We start from the raw sequence: 15,985 nt of genomic DNA on the forward strand, positions 1-15,985 counted from the left end.
AAAATTGAATCAGCGATTTCCGACTGGATCGGTAAATTACTGAACTTTTTCCTTTCCGTATCAGGAGCATTCTGCATGAGACGCGTTGAATACCGCATTCAAGGGCTCTGTTGTTCTGAGGAAGTGGCCATCCTGAGGCGGGTGGTGGGCGGAAAACCGGGGATCATCGACCTGGAGTTCGACGTCCTCAATGCGCGTATGGCCGTGGAATTCGACCCGGATGCCCTGTCCCCCGGCGATATCGTATCGGCGATCGGTTCCACCGGGATGAAAGCCACCCCCTGGGAGGGGCGGCTTGCAACTCAGGAAGGCCCTTTCTGGGAACAACACGGCCGCCTCGTCATGACAGCCGCGAGCGGAGCCTTGCTGCTGGCGGCGTTTATCACTCATTGGGTAATGCACGGCAGCTTTATGGACGCTTTCGCCGGTGGCGAGCAGCCTGGTCACATATTCCCGCGCCCGGTTTTACTGCTGTATCTCGGCTCGGTGGCGGCCGGCGCCTGGTATGTCCTGCCCAAAGCCGTTTCATCGGCTCGGCGCCTGCGCCCGGACATGAACTTTTTGATGGTCGTGGCCGTCATCGGCGCAATCCTCATCGGCGAGCTGTTCGAGGCCGCGACCGTGGCCTTTCTCTTCGCACTGTCGCTGCTGCTCGAGCACTGGAGTGTGGAACGGGCCCGCAATGCCATCGGCGCCCTTCTGGATCTTACCCCCCCTTCGGCACGATACTTCTGTCCGGAGCATGGCTCCATCCACCATAAACCGGTGGAGCAGGTTCCTTTGAATGCCGTCGTCCTGGTTCGTCCGGGTGAAAAAATCCCCCTGGACGGCATCGTCACCAAGGGGGAAACCTCGGTCAATCAGGCTCCGATAACCGGGGAGTCGATGCCGGTTTTCAAAGGCCCCGGAGATGAAGTCTACGCGGGAACCATCAACCAGGACGGTGCCCTGGAATTCCGGACCACCCGGACCGCCAGCGACACCACCCTGGCTCGGATCATCCATATGGTGGAGAGCGCGCAATCCCGCCGAGCCCGCAGTCAGCAATGGGTCGATCGCTTTTCCACCTGGTACACTCCCACCATGATGTTCTCGGCAGTCGCCCTTGCTCTTCTACTCCCTTTGCTGTTCCAGATTCCCTGGTCGGAAAGCGTCTACCGGGCCCTGGTCCTGCTGGTGATCGCCTGCCCCTGCGCTCTGGTCATTTCCACCCCCGTCAGTATCGTATCGGCTCTCACCTCTTCGGCCCGCAACGGGGTTCTGATTAAGGGAGGGGTTTATATGGAAATGGCCGGCCGGCTCCAGGTGCTGGCCATGGATAAAACAGGGACTCTCACCCGCGGACAGGCCAAGGTCCGTCGGATTGTCCCCTTTTACGGGCATACGGAACGGGAAATTCTGGAACGGGCGGCCGCGCTGGAAGCCCGAAGCGAGCACCCTCTGGCCCGGGCTATCCTGCAGAAGGCGCGGGAAGAGGGCATCGACTTCACTCCCGCAGAACATTACCAGGCTGTTCGCGGCAAAGGCGGGGAAGGCCAGGTCGGTGATCGACTGTTCTGGATCGGCAGTCATCGCATGATGCATGAAAAAGGCCAGGAGACCCCGGAGATCCACGCAATGGCTGAAGAACTCGAGGATGCCGGTCACACTGTCGTCGGTCTAGGCAACGACGACCACGTCTGCGGCCTGATCAGCCTGGCCGACACCTTGCGGGATGAGGTGCCCGCCATTATTGAGGAAATCCGCAGGGCCGGGGTTAAAAAGGTGGTGATGCTGACCGGGGACAATGAAGGGACCGCCCGGGCCATAGCCGCTGAAACCGGCATCGACGAGTACCGCTGCGAATTGCTGCCGGAGGACAAGGTCGAAGCCATCGGGCGACTGGTCCGGGAACACAAGGAGGTGGCCATGGTCGGGGACGGCGTCAATGATGCGCCGGCCATGGCAGCGGCCACTTTCGGTATCGCCATGGGTGCGATGGGGACCGATGCCGCCCTGGAAACCGCCGATGTGGCTCTGATGTCGGACGATTTGTCCAAGCTGCCGTGGCTGATTCGCCACTCCCGCCGCACGCTGCGAAACATCCAGCAGAACATCGGCTTTGCCCTGGGGCTCAAACTGATCTTCATGATCCTGACCCTGTTCGGCCTGGCAAGCCTGTGGATGGCCATCGCCGCCGATACCGGCGCCACCCTGCTGGTGGTTTTCAACAGTCTGCGGTTGCTGAGGGGGAAATCCGTTCCGGCGACTGCCGCCGTCTCGGCCTCACAAACGGCCTGACAGCAGCAGGGCGCCGGTGACCAGCGCCGCCGCGATCCGGTAAAAACCAAACAGGGCCAGGCCGTGCCGCTTGAGGTAACCCACCATCCATTTAACGGACAAAACAGCGGAACCGAAAGCCGCTGCCAGACCGACGATGAGGGGCAGAGCGTCGAAGGTCTCCACCATCAGCCGGCCGTGAAGCAGGGCATCGTAAGCGGTGGCGGCGCCGAGGGTGATCAGTCCGAGCAGAAAACTGAATTCCACCGCCGCCGGAAGCGACAGGCCTGCCAGCACACCGCCGACGATGGTGACCAGGCTGCGACTGACGCCAGGCCACATGGCGATGCATTGGGCTAAACCGATGACCAGGGCCATCTTCCAGGACATCTCTTCCAGGGAAAGTCCGGGGTTGCGGATCCGGTCCCGCTTCGGCTTGAGGGCGGCGACGCCCAGAATCGCCACCCCTCCAACAAACCATGCCACCACTACGGGCCAGATATCGAAGAGGAAAATTTTGATCATGCCGCTGAAGAGAAATCCGATCAGTGCCGCAGGGAGAAAACCGCTGGCGACATTGATCAACAAGTTTCGGCCTGTCGCATCCTTTCCGGCGAGACCCCGACCCATCTGGCGCAAGCGTCGAAAATACAGTCCCGCCACGGCCACTATGGCCCCGGCCTGAATGCAGATGGTGTAAGCGTCATTGGCCTCCTTGACACGAGCCTCAACACCCGAGCCGTCATCTGCTTCCCCCAGACCCAGCAACCTGCCTGCCACCAGCAGGTGCCCGGTGGAACTGACCGGAAGGTATTCCGTCAGGCCCTCTACAACCCCCAGGATCAAGGCCTCGCTCAGGGTCATTCCGCTTTTCACCACCGCTGCCGACTCTTCTGCGGGCAACCCTTCTGCTTTCGCCGGACCCAGGCCGGCAGACCACAAAAATCCCAAAACCACCAGTAACGCAATCCAGAACCTGCAGGACATCAATTCTCTCCTGAAAATAGGGCCCTCGCCAATGGAAGGCGAATCCTCAATTTCAAACCAAGCAGCAAAGCATGTGAATTCTTGCTCAAAGGTGGCAGGAAGGCAAGAAAAACTCCAAAAAGAAAAAATTATCAGGATTGGCCGAGCAGACAGGATTTTTTTGATTTCAGCCCTTGGAGCCAGATGCCCGCATCCGCTGCACAAGATTCGGCAACACCTCCAGAACCAGGTTCACATCTTCCCCGGACGTTGCCATGCCCAAAGAAAACCGAAGGGTTCCGACCCGGGTCCCCTCGACCGCACCCATCGCCTCAAGAACGCGGGAGGTTTTTAGGGTGCCGGAGCTGCAGGCGGAGACGGAGGAGACAGCTATTCCTGTCTGGTCCAGGGCAAACAGAAGCTTTTCAGAGTCGACACCGAGAAAGGACATATTGCTGGTATTGGGAAGCCTGTGATCGACGTCCCCATTGCGCCGTACATCGGGAATCATCTCCAGAATCCCCTGCTCCAGCCGGTCCCGAAGATTTTCCAGTCGAAGGGATTCCTTTGCCACTGTTTTCGCCGCAAGTTCACAGGCTTTTCCGAGGCCGACGATCCCGGCCACGTTTTCCGTTCCGGCCCGGCGGTTCTGCTCCTGAGCGCCGCCGTGCAATAATGGATGAAACTTTAATCCTTTGCGAACGATCAAGGCTCCGATCCCTTTCGGACCATAAAACTTATGCCCCGACAAAGACATCAGGTCGATTTCCGAGGCTTTGAAATCGACGGGAACCTTACCGACGGCCTGAGCGGCATCACAATGAAAAACAACCCCTTTGCCCCTTGCCAGTCTCCCGATCTCGGCAACCGGGAACAGAGTGCCAGTTTCATTATTGGCGTGCATGACCGACAGCAGGCAGGTTTCATTGGTGAATGATGATTCGACCGCTGCGAGGTCGAGACAACCGTGCCGGTCCACGTCGAGGCAGGTCACGCCAAACCCCTGTTGCTCGAGATAATAGCAGGGCATCAACACCGAAGGATGCTCCACGATCGTTGTGACAATTCCCTTTGCCCTCTCCGCACGGCTTGCCGCCACACCCTTGATTGCGGTGTTGTTCGATTCGGTGGCCGATGAAGTAAAAATCACCTCTTCCGGATCGCAGTTCACCAAATGAGCCAGTTGACCGCGGGCCTTTTCGACCGCTTTTCGGGCCTCCTGTCCAGGCCAGTGGGGGCTGGAGGGATTGCCGAAGCGATCGCGAAGATACGGCATCATGTCCTCGAGAACCTCCGGATGAAGATCGGTGCTGGCATTATTGTCCAGGTAGACTCGGTGCATGAGATCCATCAATTCCACAGTATAGTATGTGCTTTTATTGTTTTTTGTTGACTTATTTCCTAGCATAAATAGAATATACTTCAAAGAAAAAAATAGTGTAGCGCCCGAGAAAGGAACTGGGGATGTTTTCGGAAGAGCAGATCGAACGTTATTCTCGTCACATCATTCTGAAGGAGGTGGGCGGCAAGGGCCAGAAACGTTTGCTCGACGGCAGGATTCTGATCATCGGTGCCGGAGCGCTGGGCTCTCCCGCAGCCCTGTACCTCGCGGCAGCAGGGGTCGGAAGGATCGGAATCGCTGATGCGGATGTGGTTGAACTCTCGAATCTCCAGCGGCAGGTGATCCATCACTCGGCAGATCTCGGAACCCCCAAGGTCGAATCGGCGAAACGGAAGATGGAAGCCATCAATCCTGATGTCCAGGTTATCCCCCACTATACCTGGATTGGCGCGGACAACATCATTGACATTATCCGCGAATACGACTTCGTCATCGACGGCACAGACAATTTTGCCGCCAAGTTCCTCATCAACGACGCTTGCGTCATGGCCGGCATCCCTCTCTCCCACGCCGGCGTGCTTCACTTCATTGGTCAGACCATCACCATCCTGCCGGGCCAATCCCCCTGCTACCGCTGCGTGTTTCCGGAACCGCCGCAAGCTGGAAGCATTCCGACCTGCTCGCAGGCCGGGGTTTTGGGCGTCCTGCCAGGGGTCATCGGCACTATTCAGGCCACCGAGGCAATAAAATATCTACTGGGCGTCGGGGATCTGCTGACCGGCCGAATGCTGGTCTACGATGCTGAAGGGCTGGACTTCCACGTATCGCCCATTGCCAAAAAATCCGAATGCGCCGTTTGTGGGGAAAATCCGTCCATAACAGATCTCCAAGTCGACCCGGAGGCGATGAATGTCTGCGATTTGACGACCAGTGAAAAGTGAGGGTGGATTTTTGTACCCAGATCCTGGACCTGTAGCTGTTTTTGGAGCTAAGATATGCAAACCGTTGATCTTCGGGGTGTTCCCTGCCCCACCAACTTTGTCAAGGCCAAGTTGTCCATCGGGATGGCTGATATCGGCGATATTATTGTATTCCATCTCGATGAAGGCGAACCGGTGCAAAACGTGTCGCGTAGCCTGCAGAATGAGGGACACCAGCTGCTGGACCTCGAAAAGGCTGAAGGGCACTATGTCCTGCGGATGAAGGTTGTTTGAAATCTGAAGGGATTCAGTAAAGTGATGGAAGGTTCTAAAGGAAAACGCGTGCGAGGAGTTGTTGCGTCAGATCCTGGCCGATGACCAGACAGCCGCACAGACGGCTCTTTACCCGGTCTCCAAAAACAGCCGGGACGATGCGCGCCTGGCCAGACTTGTGTCCCGCAGATCATCGCCTGCGACCAACGACATCCTGCAGTTATTCAACGAAGGGGCGCAAGGGACAGTTTCAAGCCTTGATATCATCAGTCGACTGCGCCTGCTGAGCAACAAGATGTTTCTGGCCGCAACTGGCGCCACGAGAGTTCCTCTGGTCCTCTCGCCCTACCTCCTGAGCCATAGCTCGGGCGAAAGCTTGCCCCAGCCGATCGACAGCCTCTGGGGAAACCCCGCCGGGCTATTTGATCCAAACTGTCCAGCGACAGCCTCCGATTAGGCCCCTGAGGGCTGACCGGCTGACGACCTTTGATTGGCCGCTGATCTACCCATCGCCCACCCACCGCCTTGGAAAACGATTTTTTATCCATCCCCTACCCGTTTTCATTCGTACAAAGAGCGAGTTTTTTCGATTATATGCTTTCGCCACGACCCATCCATAGCTTTCCGTCTAGTCTGGGCCAATGGGCAGACGGCTTTCTTGACAGCTTCTTAGTCTGTTCTAAAGTGGAAAAGTAACCCTCTGCGAAAGGAGGCTCGATATGTCTACTCTCAGCAGCGGAGATATAAAGCAACCGCCTCACCCATTGCTGACGGGGATTGCGGCGGGATTGATTGCCGGGGTCGTCGCCGGCCAGTCGGAGCGGCTGCTCGACCGATTCGTTTCGGAACGGCAGAAACGGCGGGACCGCCAGGTGCGGCCGGGTTCGGCTCATGAGGTCGCCGGTCCCCATTTCGCCCGCAAGATCACCGGCAGAAAACTCAAGAAGGAGGAGGAGAAAAAAGCCAAATTTTTTTTCGGCATAGCCTACGGCATCGGCTGGGGGCTTATCTATGCCAGTCTTCGCAGGAAGTTTCCGCAGGTGGCCCGTCTGGCCGGCCTGCCCTTCGCCATCCCCTTCTTCTTTGCCTGCGACGGGACGATCGCGCCGCTGCTCGGTGTCTCCCCCAACCTACGCCGCATCCCCTGGCAGCCCAGCGCCAAGGAGATGGGGAACCATATAGCTTGGACGGCCGCCGCGGAAATGGTGCATCGAGCGGTTGCCAAGGCGTCCAAACAGGCCGCAGATCAGAGATAAAGGAGATGATATGAAAGAAAGCGGTCGTTGACCGCTCCGGGGGTAAGATAGAGCTTTCCGGAGTAGATAGGCTATAGGCTGGATGTTGTACTGGGGCGTTGACCCTGAAAAGGAGATTAGACTTTGCCTGTAGCTGAAACGTCACCGTGGGGCCTGGACCCTGGATAGGAGGCTGGTGGTCACCGATTCGCATCTACTCCACACAACCAAGAACAGGAGTAGAGACAATGGTTAGATTTATCGGGATTGACCTTCACAAGACGGCATTTACGGTCTGTTTTCTGGAGGGCGAAGAGAAGCGGCTGGAGAGTTACAAGATTGGCGAGATGGATCGGTTTCGGTCGGAGTTGCGCCGGGATGATAAATTGGCGTTGGAGACCACGACCAACACCCGGAGTTTCATCAAACAGATCCGGGATGCGGTGGGCTCAATCCACGTGATCAACACCATGCAGTTCAAGGTGGTCAGCCAGTCGGTCAAGAAAACGGATGCCAACGATGCCGAGACCATGGCGTTTTTCCTGAGCAAGGGGATGCTGCCGGAAGTGCGAATGAAGGACGAACACTACGCAGAGCTTGAGAGTCTGGCCAACACACGGCACAAGCTGGTGCAGTTGCGTACGGCGCTGAAGAACAAGATACACAACATCCTCAACGCCCAGGGAATTGTGACGAAGAAGGAAAGCCTGTCGAGCCGCAAGGGGTTGGAGAAGGTCCTCAATCATCCGATCAGCGCGGTGGCCGCCATCGAACTGGAAGTGATCGTCGAGCAGATCAAGGGGCTTGACGCCGGCATCGCCAGGATCGACCAGGAGCTGGCCGACAAGGGCAAGAAACTCGATGGCCACGAGAACATCACCAGCATCAAGGGGGTGGGCGACAAGGGCGGCGCGATCCTGCTCAGCGTGATTGGCAACATCGAAGACTTTGAGGACGAGAAGAAACTGGCAGCCTACTTCGGCATTGTCCCTCGGGTCAGCAATTCCAACGAGACCAACCGCCAGGGGCGCATCACCAAGCGCGGGAGCAAGTTGGGCCGAACCACGCTGGTGCAGTGCACACTGATAGCGATTCGTTATTCCCCGTACCTGAAAGCGTTTTACGAGAAGCTCAAGGCGAAGAAGGGGTCGGGCAAGGCGATCATCGCCACGGCCAAGAAACTGTTGGGCATCATTTATCTGACACTGAAGAACAAGTGGGTCTTTGAGGACTTTCCGAATTTCGTCCTGAAAGAGAGCTGAAAACAGAACCTTACAACCAAGAAGAGTAGATTTCTTTCATAGGAGGCAGCCATGGGTTTTTTGCCGGAGCGCAGCAGGAAAAAACCCCGATCCAAGTCCATGAGGGGCGAAATTCCTTCCTGGTTGAGCAATACCCTGATTTTCGGCACCCTGGCGGCCGTTGTCGCCGCCGAAATGAAGCGCCCCTTGCGAACGCCCAGGCAGGACAAACTGCGGCGGGATGTGCGAAATATCTCCATGTCCCTGATGACAGCGGCCACCATAGCGCTGGCGGAAAAACCGGTCGTCGCGCCTCTGGCCGATGCCGCTGAAAGCAAGAGACGCGGGCTGCTGAAGTGGAAGCGACTGCCCGTCGGGCTGGAGATGTTTCTTTCGGTGACCCTGCTCGATTACACCCTCTACATCTGGCATTACCTGACGCACAAAGTCCCTCTGCTCTGGCGCTTTCACCAGGTCCACCATGTGGATCTCGACCTCGATGCCTCGACGGCGCTGCGATTTCATGCCGGTGAAATGCTGCTGTCCGTTCCCTGGAGGGCAGCACAGGTGGCCCTTCTCGGCATATCCCCTCGCCCCCTGGCCCTGTGGCAGACCCTGACGCTGGCGGAAATCCTGTTCCATCATTCCAACGTGCGTCTGCCGCTCCGATTCGAACGCCTGCTCAACCGGATAATCGTCACTCCCCGCATGCACGGCATTCACCACTCCACCGTCCGCGAGGAAACCGATTCGAACTGGTCGACCATTTTCTCCTGGCCCGACCTCCTTCATCGCACCTTGAAACTGAACATCCCGCAAAAAAAGGTCACTATCGGTGTACCTGCCTTCCAGAATCCAAAAGAGTTAACCATTGGTAAACTGCTGAAAATGCCGTTGACCGTCGACCGCCCCAGTTGGCGCCTATCAAACGGGACCAGGCCGGAAAGAAAGGAAAATCTCCCCTTGCCGAGGAGAAAGCTGGCTGAGTAGGTGGGGGATTGCTTTTTCTCTTGATATACTTTCGCTTAACACCATGCCGCTTTCAATTTTTCGGGCGCCTGAAAAAACACACGCAATGATGAAAGGGAACAGAAGATAATGTATGGCAACGGGATGATGAACGGATGGGGCATGATGAACCCTCTGATGTGGATTTTTATGATTCTGGTCTGGGGGCTTATCGTTTTCGGCTTGTTCTTTGCCGTTCGCTGGTTGCTCTCTCAAGGCAAAACAGGGAAAGAGAATCGGGATTCGGCAACTCCTCTGGACATTCTCAAGGCCCGTTATGCGAAGGGAGAAATCAGCAAGGAACAGTTCGAACAGATGAGGAAGAATTTGGAGTAATTCCCCCACAACGCGGAGCCTTCTGCTATCCTTGCGTTAACCACCCTGCTTTTGGCATTGGGTATCGCTTCAATGGCGGCAAAACCCGAAAAGTTGCTATGCCCTTCTCCCCGTCACCATCCTTTCACAATTTCACCCGCCGCAAACGCAAAGCGTTGCTGATCACCGAAACGGAGCTGAAGCTCATGGCTGCTGCGGCGATAATGGGGCTGAGCAGCAGACCGAAGAACGGATACAAAACTCCGGCGGCGATGGGCACTCCCAGGGCGTTGTAAACGAAAGCGAAGAACAGGTTCTCCCGGATATTCCGCATGGTGGCCAGGCTCAGTTGCCGGGCGCGGACGATGCCCCGCAGGTCGCCCTTGACCAGGGTCACCCCGGCGCTCTCCATGGCCACGTCGGTGCCTGTTCCCATGGCGATGCCGACCTGGGCCTGGGCCAGTGCCGGCGCGTCGTTGATGCCGTCGCCGGCCATTGCGACAAAACGTTCCTGACCCTGCAGTTCCTTGACCTTGTCCGCCTTATCCTGCGGTAAAACCTCGGCCCGCACCTCGTCGATGTTCAACCGCTTCGCCACCGCTTCGGCGGTAGTGCGGTTGTCGCCGGTGAGCATGACGATGCGGATACCGCTCTGGTGCAGCTGACGGATGGCCTCGGGGGTGGTTTCCTTGATGGGATCGGCGACGGCCAACAGGCCCGCGGCCTTGCCGTCCACCGCCACGAACATGGCGGTCTGACCGTCCCGGCGAAGATCTTCGGCACGCTCCAGAAGTTCCGCCGGATCGATGCCCCGCTCCTGCAACAGCTTCTGGGTGCCCAGCAGCACCTCGGCACCGTCCACCTTCCCTGCCACCCCCTTGCCGGTGATGGAATCGAATTCCTTGGCGGAGGTCAGCTTGACTCCCCGTTCCTCGGCGCCCTGAACGATGGCCGCTGCCAGAGGATGTTCGCTGCCCCGCTCCAGGCTCGCTGCCAGGCGCAACAATTCGTCCTCGTCAATACCGGTCGCCTCCACCGCCACCAGCTTCGGTTTGCCCTCGGTGAGGGTACCGGTCTTGTCGACGACCAGGGTATTCACCTTGCGCAAATGCTCGATGGCCTCGGCATTCTTGAACAACACGCCCATGGTCGCGCCCTTGCCGGATGCCACCATAATGGACATGGGGGTGGCCAACCCCAGGGCGCAGGGGCAGGCGATGATGAGCACCGCCACGGCATTGATAAGGGCGTGGGCCATGCGCGGTTCGGGTCCGATCCAGGACCAGACCACGAAGGTCGCCAGGGCCACGGTCACCACCGCCGGCACGAAGTAGCCGGCTACAATGTCCGCCAGTTTCTGAATGGGGGCCCGGCTGCGTTGGGCTTCTGCCACCATCTGCACAATCTGGCTCAGCAGGGTGTCCCTGCCTACCCGTTCGGCCTTGATGACAAGGGAGCCGGTCTGGTTCACCGTCGCTCCGGTGACCGGCTCGCCGGGCTGCTTGGCCGCCGGCAGGGGCTCGCCGGTGATCATGGATTCGTCGATATTGCTGGTGCCCTCCTCGACCGACCCGTCCACCGGCACCTTTTCGCCGGGCCGGACCCGCAGTCGATCGCCGACTTCGACCTCCTCCAGGGGCACGTCATGCTCGCTGCCATCCTCGGCGATGCGCCGGGCGGTCTTGGGGGCCAGGCCGAGCAGCGCCCGGATCGCCTGCCCGGTCTGGCTGCGGGCCCGAGCTTCCATCACCTGCCCCAGCAACACCAGGGCGACGATGACGGCCGCAGCTTCGAAATAAACGTCGACTTCCCCTCCCGAGCCACGGAAAGAGGCAGGAAAAAAGCCGGGAAAGACCGTGGCGACTATGCTGTAGAGATAGGCGACACCGACCCCGAGCCCGATCAGGGAAAACATGTTCAGGCTGCGGTTGACCAAGGATTGCCAGAAGCGGACAAAGATCGGTCTGCCTGCCCAGAGAACGACCGGGGTGGCCAGAACCAGTTGAATCCAGTTGTAGGTCTGCTGCGTGGCCAGCCCCAGCAGCCAGCCATGGAAGGCCGGTACCGCATGGGACATGCCCAGGATCAGAACCGGCAGGGAAAAAACCGTCGCCACCCAGAGCCGCCGGGTCCAATCCTTCAGTTCTGCACTTTCCCCCATCTCCTCGAGGCTGATCTCCTTCGGCTCGAGATCCATGCCGCACTTGGGACAGCTGCCGGGCCCGATCTGTTCCACCTCGGGATGCATCGGGCAGGTGTACTGCCTGGTGTCATCCTTGACCTTCTCTTTTCTCTTTTCAATCCGACCCTTATCCAAAAATTCTTCAGGATCCTGTTTAAATTTTTGCAGACATTTGGTGGAACAGAAAAAGTATTTCTCCCCTCTATATTCCGTTTCTCCGGCGGCTTTTTCCGGAATCACATCCATGCCGCAGACAGGATCTTTCATGACAGACTCCTTTTGCGGTCGGGTTGTCCTCGCGCATGCGCCAGGGCAGCATGCGCGAGGAACAGAGAAAAGAGTTATTTCACAACGTGATGACTATGAAACTGCCGCACCTTGCCGTCCGCTGGTTTGGCGGCCATACGGAAGTGCCAGGTGCCGACTTTATCCAGGCCCACATCGGCACCGAAATGCCCCTGCATCCCTACCATTCTAACAGGTGCGGATTCCTTCCCGTCCGGGGAGGTGATTTTTACGGCCACCGTTCCTTTGTCGATGGTTTGCCCGGTTGCTGCATCGTTCAACATCACCATCAGGTGATGGGTCGTGCCGTCTCCGGGCGGAAGAGCCGACCGGTCCACCGGCATCAGGTGAAACATCGCCTTGATGCCATCCTTGATCTCTTCGCCCAGCATGATCATTCCGGGCTGCCCGTGCTCCATGCCCCCCATCTGCATCATTTCGCCGAGGTCCATGCCGCCGGACATGTCGTGTCCTTGGTGACTGTGGTTCATGGCCAGAGCCGGGGTGGCGAGCAAGGCTATACCGATAGTCAGGGCCGCGGACCAACTAATTCTGCTGTTCTTCATTACTGCCTCCCTACGGTTGATATAAGCCGGTTATTGATCCGGCATCCTTTTGACGGGTTTCCCCGTACTCGTTCTCGCGCGCCTACTGAAAATTTACGGTTCATCAATTCGAGTAGGAACAGCATCTCTTTTCCTAGGATTCCTCGATTTCCTCGACCTCGTCCAGATCTCCTTCGGCCGTCGGTTCCAGATTCGAATTGAGCTTACGTGCCCGCCAGATGAAGAAGATGACCGGATAGACCAGCATCTCCAGCACCAGGGAGGTGATCGACCCGCCGACCATGGGAGCGGCGATGCGCTTCATGACGTCGGCCCCGGCGCCGGTGCTCCACATGATGGGAAAGAGGCCGACGATGATAGTAACGACGGTCATCACCTTGGGACGGATACGCTTGACTGCCCCGTGATGGATGGCCTGCGCCAGGTCGCCGCGGGTGAGCATGCGCCCCTTTTCCGACCAGTTCTTGTAAGCGAGATCGAGGTACAGGAGCATGACCACCCCGGTTTCGGCATCGAGACCGGCCAGGGCGATAAGCCCGACCCAGACGCCGATGGACATGTTGTAGTCGAGCAGGTAGAGCAGCCAGAAGGCGCCAACCAGCGAAAAAGGAACGGCCAGGAAAACGATCCCCGTCTTGATCGCCGACATGGTGCTCAGGTAGATCAGGACGAAGATGACCACCACGGTCAGCGGGATGATCAGCAGCAGTCTTTCCCGCGTTGCCTCGATGTATTCGTACTGTCCGCTCCAGACGATGTTATAGCCTTCCGGCAGGGAAATGTTCTCCGCAACGGCCTCCTGGGCCTTTTTCACGTAGGTGCCGACATCGATACCCTTGAGATCGACGAAAACCCAGGCGGTGCGCCGGGCATTTTCGCTCTTGATGGAGCCCGGACCCTTCTTGATGCGGATGTCGGCGATCTGTTCGATGGGGATGTGCCGCCCCTCGGCGATGGGAATCAATACCCTTTTCAGGGCCGGCAGATCGTTGCGGTAATCCTGCAGATAGCGAATATTGACCGGATAGCGCTCCAGGCCCTCGACGGTCTGGGTTACGTTCATGCCGCCGATGGCGCTCTGGATGATGTCCTGCACGTCGCCGACGGTCAGGCCGTAACGGGCCGCCTCGTCGCGGTCGATTACGAAGTCGAGATAGTTGCCCCCCACCACCCGCTCGGAAAAAGCACTCAGGGTCCCCGGCAGCGTCCGCACCAGGGCTTCGACCTCTTCGCCGATGTCGCTCAGGGTCTGCAGATCCGGGCCCATGATCTTGATGCCGACCGGGGTTTTGATCCCCGTGGAGAGCATGTCGATGCGGGTCTTGATCGGCATGGTCCAGGCATTGGTCAGTCCCGGAAACTGAATGGCCGCGTTAAGTTCGTCGGTGAGCTGCTCCACCGAGATCCGCTTCTCTTCCGGCCAGACCCAGCGCAGAGGTATCTTCAGCGGCTCGATCCAGCCGGGCCAGTCGCTGTAGAACCGCGTCTTCTTCACCATGCGCCATTCGTCCTCGGGCTTGAGCATGATGGTGGTTTCGATCATCGACAAAGGCGCCGGGTCGGTGGCCGATTCGGCCCGGCCGATCTTGCCGAAGACGTGGTGTACCTCGGGGAACTGGCGGATGATATTATCGGTCTGCTGCAGCAGTTCCCTGGCCTTGGTGATGGAGATGCCCGGCAGGGTGGTCGGCATGTAGAGCAGATCCCCCTCGTACAGCGGCGGCATGAACTCGGTGCCCATCTTCGCCAAGGGAAAGGCGGCGGAGACCACCAGCAGCAGCGCCACAACCAGGGTCGTCTTGCGCCAGTGCAGCACCAGGTCGACAACCGGATGGTAGAGACGGATCAGGAAGCGGCTGATGGGGTTGCGGTCCTCGCTGTGAATCCTGCCGCGGATGAACCACACCATCAGCACCGGAACCAGGGTGACGGCCAGGATCGCCGCAGCCGCCATGGAGTAGGTCTTGGTGAAGGCCAGCGGCTTGAAAAGCCGTCCCGCCTGCTCCTGCAAGGTGAAAACGGGCGCGAAAGAGACGGTAATGACCAGCAGGGCGAAGAAGATGGTGGGGCCGACCTCCTTGGCCGCCTCGATGATGGCCGCAGTTCGCGAGCGCCCCCGTTCTCCTTTTTCGAGATGTTTGTGGGCGTTCTCCACCATGATGATGCCCGAGTCGACCATTGTACCGATGGCGATGGCGATCCCGCCCAGACTCATGATGTTGACGTTGATTCCCTGGGCGTACATGATGATGAAGGACATCAGGATCGCCACCGGCAGAGCGAGGATGACCACCGCCGCGCTCGGCAGGTGGAACAGGAAGAGGATGATCACCAGGGCAACGACGATGCTCTCCTCCAGCAACTTGTGCTGCAGGTTGTCAACCGACCGCTGGATCAGTCCGGAACGATCGTAGACGGGCACGATCTCCACGCCTTCGGGGAGTCCGGCCTGGAGTTGCTGCAGTTTGGCCTTGACGTTGTCGATGGTCTTCAGGGCATTCTCACCGAAACGCATGACGATGATGCCGCCCACCGTCTCGCCCCGGCCGTTGAGTTCCGCCAATCCGCGCCGCAACTCCGGGCCCAGGCGCACCTGGGCCAGGTCCCGCAGCAGAATCGGGGTGCCCCGGCGATCGGTGCCGACAACCACTTTTTCAAGATCGGACAGGGACTGGATATAGCCCAGGCCGCGCACCATGAATTCGGTCTCCGCCATTTCCACAACCCGTCCGCCGACATCGTTGTTGCTCCGCTGGATGGCGGTTTTGATCTGCGGGATGGTGACATGGTAGGCCAACAGCCGGTCCGGATCCACCGCCACCTGATACTGCTTGACGTAGCCGCCAATGCTGGCCACCTCGGAAACCCCTTCCACGGCGGTCAGTTCATAGCGCAGAAACCAGTCCTGGAGGGAGCGCAGCTGCTGCAAATCGTGCCGGTCGCTCTGCAGGGCGTACTCGTAAACCCAGCCGACCCCCGTGGCATCTGGGCCGAGACTGGGCGTCACCCCTTTAGGCAGCCGCCCGGCTGCATAATTGAGATATTCGAGCACCCGGGAACGCGCCCAGTACAGGTCGGTGCCGTCCTCGAAAATGATGTAGACGAAGGAATAGCCGAAAAACGAGTAGCCCCGCACCACCTTGGCCCCCGGAACGGCGAGCATCTGGGTGGTCAGCGGATAGGTGACCTGATCCTCCACCACCTGCGGCGCCTGTCCGGGATACTCGGTGAACACGATCACCTGCACGTCCGAGAGGTCGGGTATGGCGTCGATGGGGATCTTTTTCAGGGAGTAAACCCCTCCGACAATCAGGAAAGCGGTCGCAAGAATCACCATGAACTTGTTGCGAACCGACCATTCAATTATTTTTTCGAGCATGGAAAACCTTGACT

13 protein-coding genes are annotated in these 15,985 nt (G+C 58.5%); 8 read left to right on the forward strand and 5 right to left on the reverse strand.

Annotated features, from left to right (window positions below; genetic code table 11):
* Nucleotides 1-75: 75 nt before the first annotated feature.
* On the forward strand, nucleotides 76-2,280 hold the full coding sequence (locus R2940_06100; protein ID MEZ4599343.1) for a heavy metal translocating P-type ATPase: 2,205 nt from the start codon (nucleotides 76-78) through the stop codon (nucleotides 2,278-2,280).
* Here the strand turns inward: R2940_06100 and R2940_06105 are convergent.
* Both R2940_06105 and R2940_06110 read right to left on the reverse strand, forming a co-directional pair.
* Nucleotides 2,266-3,246, reverse strand: a complete 981-nt coding sequence (locus R2940_06105) for an undecaprenyl-diphosphate phosphatase (GenBank protein ID MEZ4599344.1) — start codon at nucleotides 3,244-3,246, stop codon at nucleotides 2,266-2,268. The two genes, R2940_06100 and R2940_06105, sit on opposite strands and share 15 nt — an antisense overlap.
* Before the next feature lie 166 nt (nucleotides 3,247-3,412).
* Entirely contained in the window at nucleotides 3,413-4,567 is a 1,155-nt protein-coding gene (locus R2940_06110; GenBank protein ID MEZ4599345.1) for an aminotransferase class V-fold PLP-dependent enzyme, read from the reverse strand.
* 122 nt (nucleotides 4,568-4,689) lie between these two features.
* On the opposite strand from R2940_06110, the gene moeB reads away from it, so the two are divergent.
* From moeB to R2940_06145, 7 genes are all read left to right on the forward strand, one after another.
* A complete protein-coding gene (moeB, locus tag R2940_06115) occupies nucleotides 4,690-5,508 on the forward strand; it encodes a molybdopterin-synthase adenylyltransferase MoeB (protein MEZ4599346.1) in 819 nt (272 codons plus the stop codon).
* Between the two features lie 54 nt (nucleotides 5,509-5,562).
* Entirely contained in the window at nucleotides 5,563-5,781 is a 219-nt protein-coding gene (locus R2940_06120) for a sulfurtransferase TusA family protein (GenBank protein MEZ4599347.1), read from the forward strand.
* Nucleotides 5,782-5,842: 61 nt separating this feature from the next.
* Nucleotides 5,843-6,217 carry a hypothetical protein gene (locus tag R2940_06125; GenBank protein ID MEZ4599348.1) on the forward strand — a complete coding sequence of 125 codons (375 nt, stop codon included), beginning with the start codon at nucleotides 5,843-5,845 and terminating at the stop codon, nucleotides 6,215-6,217.
* Nucleotides 6,218-6,479: 262 nt separating this feature from the next.
* Nucleotides 6,480-7,016 carry a DUF1440 domain-containing protein gene (locus R2940_06130; protein ID MEZ4599349.1) on the forward strand — a complete coding sequence of 179 codons (537 nt, stop codon included), beginning with the start codon at nucleotides 6,480-6,482 and terminating at the stop codon, nucleotides 7,014-7,016.
* A 227-nt stretch (nucleotides 7,017-7,243) separates the two neighbouring features.
* Nucleotides 7,244-8,257 carry an IS110 family transposase gene (locus R2940_06135; protein MEZ4599350.1) on the forward strand — a complete coding sequence of 338 codons (1,014 nt, stop codon included), beginning with the start codon at nucleotides 7,244-7,246 and terminating at the stop codon, nucleotides 8,255-8,257.
* Nucleotides 8,258-8,308: 51 nt separating this feature from the next.
* Entirely contained in the window at nucleotides 8,309-9,226 is a 918-nt protein-coding gene (locus tag R2940_06140; GenBank protein ID MEZ4599351.1) for a sterol desaturase family protein, read from the forward strand.
* A gap of 141 nt (nucleotides 9,227-9,367) precedes the next feature.
* Nucleotides 9,368-9,580 (forward strand): SHOCT domain-containing protein, encoded by a 213-nt coding sequence (locus tag R2940_06145; GenBank protein ID MEZ4599352.1) that lies wholly within the window; start codon nucleotides 9,368-9,370, stop codon nucleotides 9,578-9,580.
* A gap of 124 nt (nucleotides 9,581-9,704) precedes the next feature.
* On the opposite strand, the gene R2940_06150 is transcribed toward R2940_06145, so the two are convergent.
* The 3 genes from R2940_06150 to R2940_06160 all read right to left on the reverse strand — a co-directional run bounded on the left by R2940_06150 (nucleotide 9,705) and on the right by R2940_06160 (nucleotide 15,971).
* On the reverse strand, nucleotides 9,705-12,008 hold the full coding sequence (locus R2940_06150) for a heavy metal translocating P-type ATPase (GenBank protein MEZ4599353.1): 2,304 nt from the start codon (nucleotides 12,006-12,008) through the stop codon (nucleotides 9,705-9,707).
* A gap of 74 nt (nucleotides 12,009-12,082) precedes the next feature.
* Nucleotides 12,083-12,592, reverse strand: a complete 510-nt coding sequence (locus R2940_06155) for a hypothetical protein (GenBank protein ID MEZ4599354.1) — start codon at nucleotides 12,590-12,592, stop codon at nucleotides 12,083-12,085.
* A gap of 133 nt (nucleotides 12,593-12,725) precedes the next feature.
* A complete protein-coding gene (locus tag R2940_06160; GenBank protein MEZ4599355.1) occupies nucleotides 12,726-15,971 on the reverse strand; it encodes a CusA/CzcA family heavy metal efflux RND transporter in 3,246 nt (1,081 codons plus the stop codon).
* Between the last annotated feature and the right edge of the window lie 14 nt (nucleotides 15,972-15,985).

Source organism: Syntrophotaleaceae bacterium (assembly GCA_041390365.1).
Lineage (GTDB): Bacteria > Desulfobacterota > Desulfuromonadia > Desulfuromonadales > Syntrophotaleaceae > JAWKQB01.

Bases quoted from the DNA above. Each gene is read 5' to 3' on its own strand.
- R2940_06145 (MEZ4599352.1), top strand. From the start codon at position 9,368: ATGATGAACCCTCTGATGTGGATTTTTATGATTCTGGTCTGGGGGCTT.
- R2940_06130 (MEZ4599349.1), top strand. From the start codon at position 6,480: ATGTCTACTCTCAGCAGCGGAGATATAAAGCAACCGCCTCACCCATTG.
- R2940_06155 (MEZ4599354.1), bottom strand. From the start codon at position 12,592: ATGAAGAACAGCAGAATTAGTTGGTCCGCGGCCCTGACTATCGGTATA.
- R2940_06135 (MEZ4599350.1), top strand. From the start codon at position 7,244: ATGGTTAGATTTATCGGGATTGACCTTCACAAGACGGCATTTACGGTC.
- R2940_06105 (MEZ4599344.1), bottom strand. From the start codon at position 3,246: ATGTCCTGCAGGTTCTGGATTGCGTTACTGGTGGTTTTGGGATTTTTG.
- R2940_06100 (MEZ4599343.1), top strand. From the start codon at position 76: ATGAGACGCGTTGAATACCGCATTCAAGGGCTCTGTTGTTCTGAGGAA.
- R2940_06160 (MEZ4599355.1), bottom strand. From the start codon at position 15,971: ATGCTCGAAAAAATAATTGAATGGTCGGTTCGCAACAAGTTCATGGTG.
- moeB (MEZ4599346.1), top strand. From the start codon at position 4,690: ATGTTTTCGGAAGAGCAGATCGAACGTTATTCTCGTCACATCATTCTG.
- R2940_06150 (MEZ4599353.1), bottom strand. From the start codon at position 12,008: ATGAAAGATCCTGTCTGCGGCATGGATGTGATTCCGGAAAAAGCCGCC.
- R2940_06120 (MEZ4599347.1), top strand. From the start codon at position 5,563: ATGCAAACCGTTGATCTTCGGGGTGTTCCCTGCCCCACCAACTTTGTC.
- R2940_06140 (MEZ4599351.1), top strand. From the start codon at position 8,309: ATGGGTTTTTTGCCGGAGCGCAGCAGGAAAAAACCCCGATCCAAGTCC.
- R2940_06110 (MEZ4599345.1), bottom strand. From the start codon at position 4,567: ATGCACCGAGTCTACCTGGACAATAATGCCAGCACCGATCTTCATCCG.